The sequence below is a fragment of the Sutcliffiella sp. FSL R7-0096 genome (assembly GCF_038595065.1).
GTDB lineage: Bacteria > Bacillota > Bacilli > Bacillales > Bacillaceae_I > Sutcliffiella_A.
In genome coordinates this window covers 3,871,449-3,884,993 of record NZ_CP152003.1, presented here as the reverse complement: position 1 = coordinate 3,884,993, position 13,545 = coordinate 3,871,449, and the positions used below count along the sequence as shown (strand labels likewise).

At 39.8% G+C, this 13,545-nt stretch carries 17 protein-coding genes; 9 read left to right on the top strand and 8 right to left on the bottom strand.

Annotated features, from left to right (window positions below):
* Window positions 1-171 precede the first annotated feature (171 nt).
* The gene (locus MKY77_RS19940) at window positions 172-1,161 is read left to right on the top strand and encodes a zinc-dependent alcohol dehydrogenase family protein (protein WP_339147408.1); all 990 of its coding nucleotides are present in this window, start codon (window positions 172-174) and stop codon (window positions 1,159-1,161) included.
* A gap of 322 nt (window positions 1,162-1,483) precedes the next feature.
* Here the strand turns inward: MKY77_RS19940 and MKY77_RS19935 are convergent, their stop codons facing one another.
* Window positions 1,484-2,695, bottom strand: a complete 1,212-nt coding sequence (locus MKY77_RS19935; protein WP_339147406.1) for a zinc ABC transporter substrate-binding protein — start codon at window positions 2,693-2,695, stop codon at window positions 1,484-1,486.
* A gap of 92 nt (window positions 2,696-2,787) precedes the next feature.
* A complete protein-coding gene (locus tag MKY77_RS19930) occupies window positions 2,788-3,972 on the bottom strand; it encodes a GTP-binding protein (protein ID WP_339147405.1) in 1,185 nt (394 codons plus the stop codon).
* A 167-nt stretch (window positions 3,973-4,139) separates the two neighbouring features.
* Here MKY77_RS19930 and MKY77_RS19925 point away from each other — a divergent pair, with 167 nt between their 5' ends.
* A complete protein-coding gene (locus MKY77_RS19925; protein WP_339147404.1) occupies window positions 4,140-4,706 on the top strand; it encodes a carbonic anhydrase in 567 nt (188 codons plus the stop codon).
* Here the strand turns inward: MKY77_RS19925 and yidD are convergent.
* Complete coding sequence (gene yidD / locus MKY77_RS19920) at window positions 4,703-4,930, bottom strand: membrane protein insertion efficiency factor YidD (RefSeq protein ID WP_339147403.1); 228 nt, start codon at window positions 4,928-4,930, stop codon at window positions 4,703-4,705. The two genes, MKY77_RS19925 and yidD, sit on opposite strands and share 4 nt — an antisense overlap.
* Window positions 4,931-5,069: 139 nt before the next feature.
* Here yidD and MKY77_RS19915 point away from each other — a divergent pair, with 139 nt between their 5' ends.
* Window positions 5,070-5,543: an S-ribosylhomocysteine lyase gene (locus MKY77_RS19915; RefSeq protein WP_063559791.1), complete on the top strand. Its 474-nt coding sequence runs from the start codon at window positions 5,070-5,072 to the stop codon at window positions 5,541-5,543.
* A gap of 35 nt (window positions 5,544-5,578) precedes the next feature.
* On the opposite strand, the gene MKY77_RS19910 is transcribed toward MKY77_RS19915, so the two are convergent.
* Entirely contained in the window at window positions 5,579-6,751 is a 1,173-nt protein-coding gene (locus tag MKY77_RS19910; protein ID WP_339147402.1) for an FAD/NAD(P)-binding protein, read from the bottom strand.
* Window positions 6,752-6,975: 224 nt separating this feature from the next.
* Between MKY77_RS19910 and MKY77_RS19905 the strand changes: the two genes are divergently transcribed.
* Window positions 6,976-7,986: a permease gene (locus tag MKY77_RS19905; RefSeq protein WP_339147401.1), complete on the top strand. Its 1,011-nt coding sequence runs from the start codon at window positions 6,976-6,978 to the stop codon at window positions 7,984-7,986.
* 17 nt (window positions 7,987-8,003) lie between these two features.
* Window positions 8,004-9,005: a TIGR03943 family protein gene (locus MKY77_RS19900; protein ID WP_339147399.1), complete on the top strand. Its 1,002-nt coding sequence runs from the start codon at window positions 8,004-8,006 to the stop codon at window positions 9,003-9,005.
* A 147-nt stretch (window positions 9,006-9,152) separates the two neighbouring features.
* Here the strand turns inward: MKY77_RS19900 and ytzI are convergent, their stop codons facing one another.
* The gene (gene ytzI, locus MKY77_RS19895) at window positions 9,153-9,314 is read right to left on the bottom strand and encodes a YtzI protein (protein WP_339147397.1); all 162 of its coding nucleotides are present in this window, start codon (window positions 9,312-9,314) and stop codon (window positions 9,153-9,155) included.
* Between the two features lie 158 nt (window positions 9,315-9,472).
* Here ytzI and MKY77_RS19890 point away from each other — a divergent pair, with 158 nt between their 5' ends.
* Complete coding sequence (locus MKY77_RS19890) at window positions 9,473-9,913, top strand: Dps family protein (protein ID WP_339147395.1); 441 nt, start codon at window positions 9,473-9,475, stop codon at window positions 9,911-9,913.
* Between the two features lie 61 nt (window positions 9,914-9,974).
* On the opposite strand, the gene MKY77_RS19885 is transcribed toward MKY77_RS19890, so the two are convergent.
* Complete coding sequence (locus MKY77_RS19885) at window positions 9,975-10,211, bottom strand: hypothetical protein (protein WP_339147393.1); 237 nt, start codon at window positions 10,209-10,211, stop codon at window positions 9,975-9,977.
* 170 nt (window positions 10,212-10,381) lie between these two features.
* On the opposite strand from MKY77_RS19885, the gene MKY77_RS19880 reads away from it, so the two are divergent.
* From MKY77_RS19880 to ytkD, 3 genes are all read left to right on the top strand, one after another.
* The gene (locus MKY77_RS19880; RefSeq protein WP_339147392.1) at window positions 10,382-10,780 is read left to right on the top strand and encodes a phage holin family protein; all 399 of its coding nucleotides are present in this window, start codon (window positions 10,382-10,384) and stop codon (window positions 10,778-10,780) included.
* Between the two features lie 73 nt (window positions 10,781-10,853).
* Window positions 10,854-11,174 (top strand): hydrolase, encoded by a 321-nt coding sequence (locus MKY77_RS19875; RefSeq protein ID WP_339147390.1) that lies wholly within the window; start codon window positions 10,854-10,856, stop codon window positions 11,172-11,174.
* 106 nt (window positions 11,175-11,280) lie between these two features.
* Window positions 11,281-11,751 carry an RNA deprotection pyrophosphohydrolase gene (ytkD, locus tag MKY77_RS19870; protein ID WP_339147388.1) on the top strand — a complete coding sequence of 157 codons (471 nt, stop codon included), beginning with the start codon at window positions 11,281-11,283 and terminating at the stop codon, window positions 11,749-11,751.
* A gap of 222 nt (window positions 11,752-11,973) precedes the next feature.
* Here ytkD and MKY77_RS19865 read toward each other — a convergent pair whose 3' ends face one another.
* Window positions 11,974-12,780 carry an ABC transporter permease gene (locus MKY77_RS19865; RefSeq protein WP_339147386.1) on the bottom strand — a complete coding sequence of 269 codons (807 nt, stop codon included), beginning with the start codon at window positions 12,778-12,780 and terminating at the stop codon, window positions 11,974-11,976.
* Entirely contained in the window at window positions 12,758-13,537 is a 780-nt protein-coding gene (locus MKY77_RS19860) for an ABC transporter ATP-binding protein (protein ID WP_339147384.1), read from the bottom strand. Before MKY77_RS19860 ends, MKY77_RS19865 begins: the two co-directional genes overlap by 23 nt.
* Window positions 13,538-13,545: the final 8 nt, after the last annotated feature.

Sequence of the window (13,545 nt, the reverse complement as noted above, 5' to 3'; positions counted from 1 at the left end):
GGGTTTTCTTCACTAAGTAGGAATTTATTCAATTATCAGGCGCCATTCTTGAAGAAGAATAGGTGCTCATTTTGTATTTTAGTTCCATTAAATGGAATGAGTAAAGGTAAGGGTAGTTAGTAGAAAGTGATATAATAAATATTATTACTTTGATTAAGGAGACTAATGGTTTTGGATGCAAAATGTATTAAATTCTACGAATTCGGTAGTCCTAAAGATGTGCTAAAAGTTGAATATAAAGCTATTGAACCACCAAAAGATAATGAAGTTCTTGTGCGTATGTTAGCTCGTCCAATAAATCCCTCTGATTTAATACCGATTAGAGGATCATATTCTCACAGAATTTCTTTACCTATTATTCCGGGGTATGAAGGAGTTGGAATTGTAGAAGAAATAGGTCCCTTAGTTTCTAAAAATCTTATTGGTAAACGTGTATTACCTTTACGAGGGGAAGGTACGTGGCAAGAATTCGTTAAAACATCAGTAGAATATGCAGTTTGCATACCTGATACTATTGATGATTTTACGGCAGCACAGATGTATATAAATCCGCTTACAGCATGGGTGGTTTGTACAGAAGTATTAAAATTAAGACCGAATGATGTTTTATTGGTTAATGCGTGCGGATCTGCAATTGGTCACATTTTTGCTCAATTATCGAAGGTTTTAGGGTTTAAATTGATTGCAGTTACTAGAAATAATAAACATACAAAGGGATTACTACATCTAGGTGCTTCTTTTGTAATTGATACATCCAAAAATCTACTCTATGAAACGGTTATGGAATTAACAAATGGAATGGGTGCAGATGCTGCTATTGATTCTGTTGGAGGGTCATCTGGAAACGAATTAGCTTTTTGTGTCCATCCTAAAGGGGATTTTTTAACCATCGGTCTTTTATCAGGAGTACAGGTAAACTGGGCAGATATTATAAATAAAGCAAAAGTGAAGGCTAATATGTTCCATTTACGGAATTGGAATAAGAATGTCTCAACAGATAAATGGCAAGAAACATTCGATCATTTGATAACATTAATAAAGGATAACCAATTAAGACTAATGACGACAGATTCTCATTACGATTTGTTAGAAGTAAAAGAAGCTGTTAGTGTTGTTGAATCTTCTAAAAAAGGTAAAGGGAAAATTTTTTTGACAAGCTGATTAAAGACTTTTTATTAAAGAATCGGGAGTTTTAATTGAAGAAACTTATGACACAAAACTCCGATATATTAAAGAGTTTTGTGTCAATTCAAAAAGACTTTTGTGTCGCTCGTGATTTATCATCTACTACTGGGATTCTAGAAAGAAAATAGTTGCAGAAGTTAACATAATCGTCCAATCGGGACCTAGAAAAAACAAAACCCTGTAAATCATCTCTACAATAAAAAGATGGTATCTGGAACTTGAAAAAAGAGGATATGAATTTGAACGTACACAATAAAAAACAGGCAGCCCACCTTCGGCTGCCTGTTTCCACATGGAATTAATTCAAAGCCTTCTGCAACGTCTCTAAGTTCTGACGCATCAAGCTGAAATAATCTTCCTCGTTATTAACATCTTCTTCTGTCACTGCCTCTAAATTATGAAGTACTAGTGCTTCAGCCTTTATCTCATTCTTCACGACTTCTGCAATTTTGCCGCTGATGTTCTGATCAAAGATGACATATTTGATCTCATTTTCTTTTGCAGTATTGATTATTTCAGTCAGTTGTTTTTGAGAAGGCTCCTGGGTTGGAGATAAGCCAGTTACGCTAATCTGTTCCAATCCATAGCGGTGCTCCCAGTAACCGTATGCTGCATGGGAAACTAATATTTTGTTCGTGTTTGCAGTATCGACTGTTTCCTTGAATTCTGCATCTAATTCTTCGAGGTCGGCTTTCAGTTTTTCGAAATTTGCCTCAAAGTCCTCTTTTGCTTCTGGCTTTAACTCAACAAGAGCTTTTTTAATATTTTCAGCAAGAGTAATGGAAAGAGTTGGATCTAACCATACATGAGGGTCTCCATCAGAATGGTCGTGACCTTCGTGTCCATCTTCTTCATGCTCGTGATCGTGGTCGTCATTGTGAGCTTCTTCCTCATGCTCGTGGTCATGGTCATCACCGTGAGCTTCTTCCTCATGCTCGTGATCATGGTCGTCACTGTGAGCTTCTTCCTCATGATCGTGGTCATGATCGTCACCGTGAGCTTCTTCCTCATGCTCGTGATCATGGTCGTCACTGTGAGCTTCTTCCTCATGATCGTGGTCATGATCGTCACCGTGGGCTTCTTCCTCATGCTCGTGGTCATGATCGTCACCGTGAGCTTCTTCCTCATGATCGTGATCATCCTCACTACGAAGCTCAATACCATGACCAGCCGCAACAACCTTTACGTCCTCGTTTTCTAAAACGCCTTTTGCCTTATCAGCAAATCCTTCCGCTCCAACTCCTGAGTAGATGAAAGCATCAGCTGAAGCCATTTCACTCATCGTTCTTGTTGAAGGTTCAAAAGTATGTGCATCGGCACCAGGTGGGTACACGGAAGTTACCTCAACATGTTCACCACCAATTTTCTTTGTAAAGTCCTCCAACGGGAAGATGGTCGTATAGACATTTAGCTTTTCGCTGCCGTCAGAAGCCTGGTTATCTGAATTACATCCAACAAGGAATGTAAAAACTACTAACATCATTGCGATAAAAATAGATTTAGTTTTCATTGTTTTCTCCTCTCGTTTTGTATCCCACCACATTATATCGTAACTATTACGATTTGAGAACTAAAAAGACAAATGTTATAAAATTTTTACAATTAGTCTACTATAAAAGCAGGTACTGGGTCTGGGAGGTTGGACCAGTCCTCGTTCATTTCTTTTTCTGTTAGGAGACAAGTGTCCAATGAGCGTTCAATTTGCTTTTGGTCCATTTCAATGCCGATGAATACAAGTTCTGTCATTCTATCTCCATATGTTTCGTCCCATCTTTCCAGTAATTCTGGTTCTTCTTCCAATGTTAGCTTTTTCGCCTCTTCACTGTAGCTTGCGACCCATTCTCCAGCACCTTGAATCATAATGGATGCACCAGCTTGGGAAATCAATCCAGCCATATCATTTCTTGAAGCAAGCCAGAAGAAGCCTTTCGCACGGACAATGTTTTCAGGCCAGTTATCGAGCCAGTTCTTGAATCGTTCGGGGTGAAATGGTTTCTTGCGGCGGTATACGAAAGAGGATATTCCATATTCTTCGGTTTCAGGGGTGTGCTCTTCGTTCAATTCCTTGATCCAACCAGCAGCTTGGCTTGCTTTTTCAAAATCGAACAGCCCTGTATTTAAGATGGACGTTAGCTCTACTTCACTATTAACCGTTTTAATAATCTTGGCATCTGGATTTAATTTTCTTAACAGCGCCTCCAATTCAACTACATATCGGGGATCTAGTAAGTCTGTTTTGTTTAATAAAAGGATGTCGGCAAATTCAATTTGATCAATTAAAAGGTCAGAAATTTCTCGGATATCCGATTCGTCCGTTCCTTGTTTTCGATCTAGAAGGCTTTCTCCGGATTGATAGTCATCATAGAAGCGGAATCCATCTACTACGGTAATCATCGCATCCAAGCGGCACTTTTCTGTTAGGTCAATCTCAAATTCCTCATCTAAGTAAGTAAAGGTTTGGGCAACAGGAATTGGTTCACTTATCCCGGAGGACTCGATAACGATATAGTCGATGTTGCCTTCATCAACAAGGCGCTCTACTTCCTTCATTAGGTCTTCCCGCAATGTGCAGCAGATACAGCCGTTTTGCATTTCTATCAACTTTTCTTCGGTTCTGGAGAATCCCCCTTGATGGATCAGTGCCGCGTCCACATTAACTTCACTCATATCGTTTACGATTACCGCAATTTTCAAACCTTCTCTATTTGATAAGATATGATTTAACAGTGTTGTTTTTCCTGCACCAAGATAACCACTTAGTACCGTTACAGGTATCTTCTTCTTCATAAAATGTAAACTTCCTTTCTTGTACAAAGCGTAATCTTTACGATTTACATATAAAATAGTACTAAAAACCTAAAAAGAAAACAAGCTATTTTTATTGTCATTTTGTTTTGAGTTTGTCATATTGAAAGAAGGGAATCTAAACTATTATTCAGAAAGAGGTTAAAAAGATGAAGTTACTGGATGAAATTTTAGAACATAATTCGGATTTTGTAGAAAAAGAGGAGTATATTCAATACCAAACCACCAAATTTCCTGATAAAAAATTAGTGGTTTTATCATGCATGGATACAAGGCTGATGGACCTTTTGCCAAAAGCGATGAACCTAAAGCATGGGGATATGAAAATCGTAAAGAATGCCGGAGCGATTGTATCGCACCCTTTTGGAAGTATCATGAGAAGTATATTGGTGGCAGTGTTTGAGCTTAATGCAGATGAAGTATTGGTTGTTGGTCATCACGATTGCGGAATGGGAAAAATCAATCCCGAGGGCATGCGTGAAAAGATGGAAGCAAGGGGAGTAACGAAAGAAAAAATTGATGACTTGAAATATGCAGGCATTGATGTAAAAGGATTCTTAAAAGGGTTTGATAGTGTGGAGGAAAGCGTTAGGGAGAGTGTGGATATGATTGCAAACCATCCACTTATGCCAGACGGGGTACCTGTGCATGGATTGGTCATCGACCCGCACACAGGTAAACTGGATCTTGTTGTTGATGGGTATGAACAAAATTAACGTTTTTCCTTCTTTTCCGGAACATGATCGATGCCACCAGGATGAAATGGGTGGCATTTTAGAATTCTTTTTATCGTCAGCCAACCGCCTTTAATTGCTCCAAAACGTCCAATCGCTTCCATTCCATAATGGGAACACGTCGGGTAAAATCGGCAAGTTGGAGGGGTTAAGGGGGAAATGAATTTTCTATAAAAACGAATGATGAATAAAAAGACATGTTTCATATACGGTCACCTCATATAAATTATAATCGAAAATTTGAGAAAGAAAAAATTTATTAAATTCTTATAAATCAGATGAATTTAATTGGGATTAAATCTGTGTTATACTGTAAATAACTTTTAATAAAGGGAGAGTGCAATTATGCCTTCAGTAGAAAGTTTTGAACTAGATCATAATGCGGTAAAAGCTCCTTATGTTCGTCATTGTGGAGTACACAAAGTAGGAACAGACGGTGTTGTCAATAAATATGATATTCGTTTTTGCCAGCCAAACAAACAAGCGATGAAGCCAGACGCAATTCACACACTGGAGCACTTATTGGCATTCAATATCCGTACACATGCGGAAAAGTACAGCCATTTTGATATCATCGACATTTCTCCAATGGGCTGCCAAACTGGTTACTATTTAGTGGTAAGCGGCGAGCCGACAGTAGATGAAATTGTTGACTTGATGGAAGACACGTTAAAGGATGCTGTTCAGATTGTAGAAATTCCGGCAGCCAATGAAAAACAATGCGGTCAAGCAAAGCTTCACGATCTTGAGGGAGCAAAACGATTGATGAAATTCTGGTTAGAGCAGGATAAAGAAGATTTGAAAAAAGTATTCGGATAAAAGGGAAAGGATGACTCATTTTGGGTCATCCTTTTTTAAATGGAGGATATGATGTTGGCAGCCACTCTTGCGCCAGAAATATTACGTGCAATTGGACCGACTTCAAGTTCTGCCAGAGCGCCACTTACAAAAAGATTTGGAGCCCATTCTAACATCTGGTTAACAATAGGATAGCCGCACTTTGCACACGGAAGATTCTCTTGTTTTATGACAGGCTCTAGCCATTCTCTGCCAGGAAGCCCTTGTTCAAATCCTGTTGCCAGAAGAATGGTCCCACCTATTATTGATTCTCCATTGTCTAAAAACAGCTCTACCTTGTTAGATTGAACCTTATAATCTGTTACCGTTCCGTCCTTCAATTTCAATTTTTCTGTTCGGACTAAATGGCTAAGTCTGTTCCTTAATTCTGAGGGAATAGAGCCTTTATGCCTTGCTGTTCTTATGGTTTTACGCCTTTTTTCATAGTCTTTTATTTGGACAAAAGGCTGACGCATTTTAGGACCGAGCCATTCTGGATTGCTGTCAAAATCATGGACTCTGAATGGATGACGTTTCAGCATAGTCACCTCACCCGGGAACAAGGAAGCCAGTTTGATAGCTAAGTGGGTGGCGGTAATACCTCCACCTATTATGATAAATGGTGCTATCATACTCTCAAAAAGTGGTAGGTCTTTGTCAAACACGTGATACAAAGAGTTGGGATGATCCTGTTTTAGGTCCTTGGCCCAATCCGGAAGGTGTAATTGGTCACTTATTCCAATAGCTATCACTACCTTTTCCGTTTCTAATACCTCACCGCTTTGCAGGTACACCCTCCAGTACCCATCCTTCTTTTCGATATTCTCCACTTTAGAAGCCACATAAGACTGTTGGATATCTAATTCGTCCATCAGATGATCACAATGGTCATTGAACATTTCCAATGATGGTCTTTTATATCTCCCATAAAAATCGGTGTTTGGATGATACTTATGTTCCTTTTTAGAAAAAGACTGCAAGCTGAATGGTTCTGTATCAATGTGATGGACCGAAGGCGATCTCAAGTGTGCCATAGAAATGGAGGATGTACACCTTTTCCAATTATCCAAAGGATTTGGATTTGGATCAATAATTCGCAACTGATTATTGGAAGTCTTCTTCTTTTTAAGTAAAAAGGAAGCTACTGTTATTCCTTGAATTCCTCCACCAACAATAACCCATTTAAGCATAGGAAACACTCCTCACTTCGTGAAAATAGTAATTATTACGATTTATGATATTACATATAGTATAGTAAGATGCATTAGGAATCAAGAAGTAAAAGGGGGAACCCTTTTCAAACTTTTCTATCATATAGTAAATAGATTATACATATATTGCTAGTATCTAAGATGAAGCAGTGGAAGTTTCATATGTTATAATACAAAATAGAAAATATGATAGGAGTAGAAGTATGAGGACAAGCAATAGTCTTTTGAAAGATTCTATCGGACTTGCGTTGATTGGGGTATTTTTGTATCTGTTCTTTTTTGTGGATTTTAAAGAAATCCCATTTGATATTCCAAGTTCGTGGCTGAACGTAAATACGATATTTCTTAGTATTGTCATAGAAGCAATTCCGTTTATTTTACTTGGAGTTTTCGCCTCTGCACTTATCCAGACATTCGTGTCAGAGGAAACAATAAAAAAGTTCCTTCCGAAAAATGCATTTGCTGCGATCATTCCTGCGGCTATTTTAGGTGCCATTTTTCCAATATGTGAATGTGCGATCATTCCTGTAGTGCGAAGATTGATCAAAAAAGGGATGCCTCTTCATGTTGGGGTAGTGCTGTTAGTGGGTGCACCTATCCTGAATCCGGTTGTTGTCGCATCTACATATTTCGCGTTTAATGGAAATCCGACCATTCTATATGGCCGTTTTGGACTTGCTTTTGTATTATGTATTGTCATTGGGTTATTGATGTTGTTGCTTTTTGATAATAAGAACCAATTGCGCTGGACGAAAAGTGAGCTGCAGGGCAGGCAGGACGTTGAATTGGAGCAGCCTGTGCTACAGCAAAACAAATGGAAGGCGACGTTCTATCATGCAAGCGATGAGTTTTTTGATATGGGTAAATACTTGATTGCTGGTGCGTTCATTGCGAGTTTATTCCAGACATTTCTTGATCGCAGTATCTTGCTTGCATTAGGGCAGAACGATGTATTGTCTCCGGCTGTGATGATGGCATTTGCCTATGTGTTGTCACTTTGTTCAGAGGCTGATGCTTTTGTTGCTGCTTCGTTCGGGACAACCTTTACCACCGGATCGTTACTTGCGTTCATGATTTATGGTCCGATGTTGGATTTGAAAAATACTTTTATGTTATTTGCCTACTTCCGTACAAAATTCGTACTAGTGTTTATGGCTGTTGTGACTGTTGTGGTATTTGCGAGCATACTTATTTTCCAACAGCTGGTGCTGTAAGGAGAGGATGACGACATATGGAAAATAATCGAGACTATGGGTTCCATATTTATTTACGTGGAATCATTCTATTAGGATTTACTCTCTTGTTTTTTAAGCTTTTGGTGACAGGTGATATTACGAATTTCATCGCTCCCCGAATGATGCCGTTCATGTATTTTGCAGCGGGGACGTTGTTTATACTGGGTATTGTGCAGATATGGCGGAGCGGCTCGAAAAATAAAGATGAATTGGTGTGTAATTGTGGATTTGACCATGGGGAATCTTCCACCCCGATTCAATCCATTTTGATCTATTCCATGTTCGTGTTGCCTGTTGTGACAGGTTTTATGTTTCCTGATAACATTCTGGATAGTTCCATCATTGATAAGCGGGGGTTTACGAATTCCAAGCAGATTGTGGAGCAACGACAACAGGCAGGGGCATTTGATGGGCCGGCAGGTGGTTCTGGTGAAGAGGGGGATACTTCAGAATCAGATACCTCCAGGGCGGAAGCATATTTGGATGATCCAGAAGGGTATATGGAAGATCAAGAGAATCAACCTTCCATTGATGAGCAGTTAGCGGATGCACCTTTGGAGCACCCGGATGGCTTTGAACTGCAAGAACCACCTGAGGGTTATTATGAGGAATTGAAGGCTGAAATGCTTGAGATGGATACGATTGTCGTCGATGAGGACAGATATATTCCGATGATGAACATAATTGATATGAGCATCAATGAGTTTGTCGGTAAAAAGATTGAGATGGTAGGGTTTGTGTATCGTGAAGCCGACTTCTCAGAGAACCAGTTTGTCGTGGCTCGTTTTGGTCTATCTTGTTGTGTAGCAGACGCAAGTGTTTATGGAACATTATCAACTATGAGCGGTGCAGCGGATCTGGAAAATGATGATTGGGTTAAGGTGAGCGGAACGTTGACAACAACACAATACAACAACTGGACGCTCCCATACGTCGAAGTCGACACTCTGGAGAAAGTCGAACAACCCGATTCACCTTACATCTATGAATACTACTAACCCTAAAGCTAATGAAAAGAAAAGTATGAGAAGAAATATAATGAAATAAGTATTAAGAAAAGAACCCCCTGAGCAGTCGGTGCTCAGGGGGTTTCGACGTTAGGAGTAAAATCCCTTTAGGGGTCTGACCCCTTTTTTAAAATTTCTTTACTTTTTCTCCTCTACGTCGGGGCGGCTTTCGGTGTGTGTTGTTTCTTGGTCGACGGGGTCTATGGTGTGTTCGTATTTGTATGCTTTGTTGGTGGAGAGCAGGGTCAGGAATAGCACGACAATTACGATGATGATGCAGATGATCAAGATGGTCATCATTTGATGGAAATCCTCCTTTAATAATGGCTTTTCTTATTCTATCATTAAAGTGGAGGTTTATAAAAAGCTTTATAATGAGGCATAAGTCATCTGTTTAAGGAGACGCTAAAGGGGGTAAATAAAGTATATAAATTGCTATGTCTATAGGAGGTTTTTTTATGTCTCAACAACTAACGGAAGTAGTAAATAAGCAGGTAGCTAACTGGAGTGTCCTTTTTATCAAATTACATAATTATCATTGGTTTGTTAAAGGTCCTGAGTTCTTCACACTCCATGAAAAGTTTGAGGAGTTATATGGAGAGGCTGCCACCCATATCGACGAGTTGGCAGAAAGACTGTTGGCAATCGAAGGGACTCCGGTTGGAACAATGAAGGAGATCCTTGAGATTTCTACTATCAATGAAGCGGAAGGGAAAGAGTCTGCTAAGCAGATGGTCGAGTCCATTGCGAATGACTTTTCGACCCTTATTGACGAGTTAAAGGAAGGTATGGAGATTGCAGACCAGGCAGGAGATGAAACTACTGGGGACATGCTACTTGCCATTCACCAGAGTGTGGAAAAACACAATTGGATGTTACATGCATTTTTAGGAAAATAATGAGAAAGCCCGAAGCCCGAAAGAAGTTTTAGGGGCTCGGGCTTTTTTTTGACAATATCAGTTAATGGAGTAACCCACCTTCTCCGTATTCCCCCTTTATCAGAAATTCTTTCACTTGCTCCATCACTAACTGAGCTACCACTAGATGAAGCTCCTCATCCGATAATTCGTTAAGAAGGTCTAAGCATTGTTCCCTTGTAAAGCTGTTTACAATCGAAAATGCGACTGCATCAATGTCTTCATCTTCTCTTATCCATTTTTTATGGTATTTATTTACGAACGTTTCAAAGGTTTTCATGATAAACTATCTCCTCTAGTAAAGTAATAGTTAGTTTTCACGATTTTTCCCTGTTCATACAAAAAACTCTACTAACTCGTAACCGGAAGCTGGCAGATTGCATATTATGCTGTATGGAAATTAGTTGGTTTATTATCAAAAATAAAAATTGAGTTGAGTGGGGAGTTGTCATGGACAAGTACAGTTTGATGTATTTGGGTGCAGTTTCTATATTCGGCTATATTGCTTCGCTTTTGTACGGTGGTTTCAATAAGCTTTTAATTTTTTTGATTGCATTTGTCATAGTAGATTATGTGACGGGAATATTGGCTGCCTATGTAGAAAAGCGCTTATCGAGTCGGGTAGGCTTAAAGGGAATCGCACAAAAGGTTTTCATTTTTGTCCTGGTGAGTATTGCCCATGTGGTGGATACTATCTTGGGTACAAACATGATAAAGGATGTCACCATTTTATTTTATCTAGTGAATGAGTTCATTTCTATAATGGAAAATGCATCTCGCATGGGAGTGCCAATTCCGAAAATGTTAAAAAAAGTAGTTGAAGCAATCAAGAAAAAAGCGGATTCTTAACAAGTTGACTTGGAAGAATAAAGCGCGGAGTTTGAGTGAAAATAAGAGAAGACACTGGAAAGGGTGAAAACATATGGAGCGAAAAACATATTATATTTCTCTTGCAGAAGGATCTATTTCACAAGTGAGCACATCAACTCCTTGGGATTATCAAATTCAGGCTACTGATGATGAAATCACACAATTAAGAGAGATCTTTGATCAGAACTATTCTTCCGATTGGCAAAGCTTTTGGAGAGCGCACATTCCGTTTATACAATACCATTACGACCGTGAAAATGATGCTTACGACAACGGGTTGCAACACGCTTTCAAGATGATTTATGAGCTTGGGGATGATGCAACGAAGGCCCATATAAAGAACCAAGGGCTGATGGATGATGTAATTGAATAGAATTTTTTTAGGAATGATGGTCTAAATGGGGTACTTGACTCTCACATTTTCGATGCTACTATGATAAGATAAATAAGAAAAAAAGAGATATTGGAGTTTCGATAGTATGTATGAGTTTGAAGATATTTATAACAACCGAGTGATGTTATCCTTTGAAGACCATCCTTTTTCTCGAGACCCCAAACACGTCTGGGTTATTTGCCGATATGAGGACCAGTGGTTGTTGACCAGCCATAAAAACCGTGGACTGGAGTTTCCGGGCGGAAAAGTAGAGATTGGGGAAACTGCAGATCAGGGAGCAATCAGGGAAGTGAAGGAAGAAACAGGTGGGCATGTGGCCCAGTTGCAATACATAGGGCAATATAAAGTGGATGGAAGAGAGAAGATCATTATCAAAAATGTTTACTTTGCCATCATCGAAAAGCTTGAAAAGCAGGATACATATTTTGAAACAAATGGACCTGTCTTATTGAGGCAGATTCCCGGAAATGTCAAAAAAGATAGTCGATTCAGCTTTATAATGAAAGATGATGTGCTGACATATAGCCTTGAGAAAATTAAGAAATTGTTTTCGTAAACTTGTTACTTCATAGTATTTATAAATTTACCGTTATATCCCTTACTATCGTGCCCTTTTCCCGGCTGAATGATTAGACTGCATATATAGTTTAGAGTATGTGTGCGGCAAAAGGTCCAATTGCCAACTTTTTCCTAGTAAATGGCAACAACCTTTGAGAAAAGAGCCAATTAAAAAGAGCAACTCCATTTAACCGGGGTTGCTCTTTACATTTTCATTGAGTTAAGTGTGTTTAACCAATTTTCTCTCCAAATACTCCACCAGCTGGTACATGATGGTGGCAAATACAGCGATGATCAGCAGGCTCAACAGCACCAGGGTGAAGTTGAATACTTGGAACCCATAGATGATCATATAGCCAAGCCCTTTGGAACTGACCAGGAACTCTCCGACTATGACCCCCACCCATGCGAGACCGACGTTCACCTTCAAGGTGGAAATGATGGTGGGATAGGATGCAGGAAGCACGGCTTGTTGGAAGAGCTGTGCACGGGTCGCCCCGAAGGTCCTCAGTACCTTCAGGTAGTTGGTATCCACTTCTTTAAAGGCGGTGTAGACCACAATGGTGGTGATGATCACCGAGATGATGGCTCCCATTGTGATGATGGACCCCATATTAGGTCCAATGGCAACAATCAAGATAGGTCCAAGCGCCACTTTAGGCATCGCGTTTAGGATGACCAGGTAAGGCTCGAGTACTCTTGAAATCATAGGCGACCACCATAGGATCGCTGCCATAATAGTACCGATGAGTGTACCTAGGATAAATCCAAAGATGGTTTCTGTAACGGTGATACTGATATTGGAAAGCAGTGTACCGTCCCGAATTTTATCAATGAAAAGATTCCAGATCCGGCTTGGATAGCTGAACAGCAGGGGATTGATCCAACTGTTTTTTCCTGCCATTTCCCATGAAGCGAAGAACACGACGAAAATGATTAATTGATATAACCTTACTTTATAGGTCACTTTTTTTCTTTGCTTCAGGAAATCAGCATGAAGGAGGTCAATGTTCGCTTTCTTGTTCAAGTTGCTCCAGCTCCTTCCAGATCTTTTGGAACAAGGTGGAGAAATCCTTATGTTGCCTTGCTTCGAATGGGACCATGTTTCTTAATTCTTCTGGGACGATGAACGTTTTTGCCAAACGGCCTGGATTTGCTTTTAACAAGAAAATCCGGTCACTCATGGCAATGGCTTCCCCGATATCATGGGTAACAAGCAACGCAGTTTTTTTAAAGGATTTGAGTGTGGAAAAAACAAGGTCCTCGAGTTTTAACTTTGTTTGATAATCGAGGGCCGAAAACGGTTCATCAAGTAGAAGGAGCGCAGGGTCTGTAGCAAGTGTGCGGACAAGTGCGGCCCGTTGCCTCATCCCGCCTGAAAGCTGGGAAGGATATAGTTTTTCCACATCAGGAAGTCCCATATCTTTTAATAACTGCAAAGTTTTTTCTATCGTTTTTTTGGAACGTTTATTTGATATTTTCAAACCAAGGAGTACATTTTCTTCAATTGTTTTCCAAGGAAAAAGGTAATCCTGTTGGAGCATATAGCCGATATCAGCAATGCAGTCCCTTGAAGGTTTTTCTCCAAGCAGAACCTTTCCCTCTGTTGGCTTAAGCAGGCCTGCGATGATGGAGAGCAGCGTCGTTTTCCCACAGCCACTAGGGCCGAGAATGGAGATGAACTCCCCCTCCTCGATTGTGATGGAAATGTCCTCTAGGACCTTTGTGGCCCGTTCCGGTGTGAAATAAATATGTCCAATGTTATTGATTGATAATAAACTCATCGTTCATC

Coding starts and splice junctions, on each gene's coding strand:
- MKY77_RS19880 (WP_339147392.1), top strand. CDS start 10,382: ATGGACAAGTACAGTTTGATGTATTTGGGTGCAGTTTCTATATTCGGC.
- MKY77_RS19890 (WP_339147395.1), top strand. CDS start 9,473: ATGTCTCAACAACTAACGGAAGTAGTAAATAAGCAGGTAGCTAACTGG.
- ytzI (WP_339147397.1), bottom strand. CDS start 9,314: ATGATGACCATCTTGATCATCTGCATCATCATCGTAATTGTCGTGCTA.
- MKY77_RS19930 (WP_339147405.1), bottom strand. CDS start 3,972: ATGAAGAAGAAGATACCTGTAACGGTACTAAGTGGTTATCTTGGTGCA.
- MKY77_RS19905 (WP_339147401.1), top strand. CDS start 6,976: ATGAGGACAAGCAATAGTCTTTTGAAAGATTCTATCGGACTTGCGTTG.
- yidD (WP_339147403.1), bottom strand. CDS start 4,930: ATGAAACATGTCTTTTTATTCATCATTCGTTTTTATAGAAAATTCATT.
- MKY77_RS19925 (WP_339147404.1), top strand. CDS start 4,140: ATGAAGTTACTGGATGAAATTTTAGAACATAATTCGGATTTTGTAGAA.
- MKY77_RS19910 (WP_339147402.1), bottom strand. CDS start 6,751: ATGCTTAAATGGGTTATTGTTGGTGGAGGAATTCAAGGAATAACAGTA.
- MKY77_RS19915 (WP_063559791.1), top strand. CDS start 5,070: ATGCCTTCAGTAGAAAGTTTTGAACTAGATCATAATGCGGTAAAAGCT.
- ytkD (WP_339147388.1), top strand. CDS start 11,281: ATGTATGAGTTTGAAGATATTTATAACAACCGAGTGATGTTATCCTTT.
- MKY77_RS19900 (WP_339147399.1), top strand. CDS start 8,004: ATGGAAAATAATCGAGACTATGGGTTCCATATTTATTTACGTGGAATC.
- MKY77_RS19885 (WP_339147393.1), bottom strand. CDS start 10,211: ATGAAAACCTTTGAAACGTTCGTAAATAAATACCATAAAAAATGGATA.
- MKY77_RS19935 (WP_339147406.1), bottom strand. CDS start 2,695: ATGAAAACTAAATCTATTTTTATCGCAATGATGTTAGTAGTTTTTACA.
- MKY77_RS19875 (WP_339147390.1), top strand. CDS start 10,854: ATGGAGCGAAAAACATATTATATTTCTCTTGCAGAAGGATCTATTTCA.
- MKY77_RS19860 (WP_339147384.1), bottom strand. CDS start 13,537: ATGAGTTTATTATCAATCAATAACATTGGACATATTTATTTCACACCG.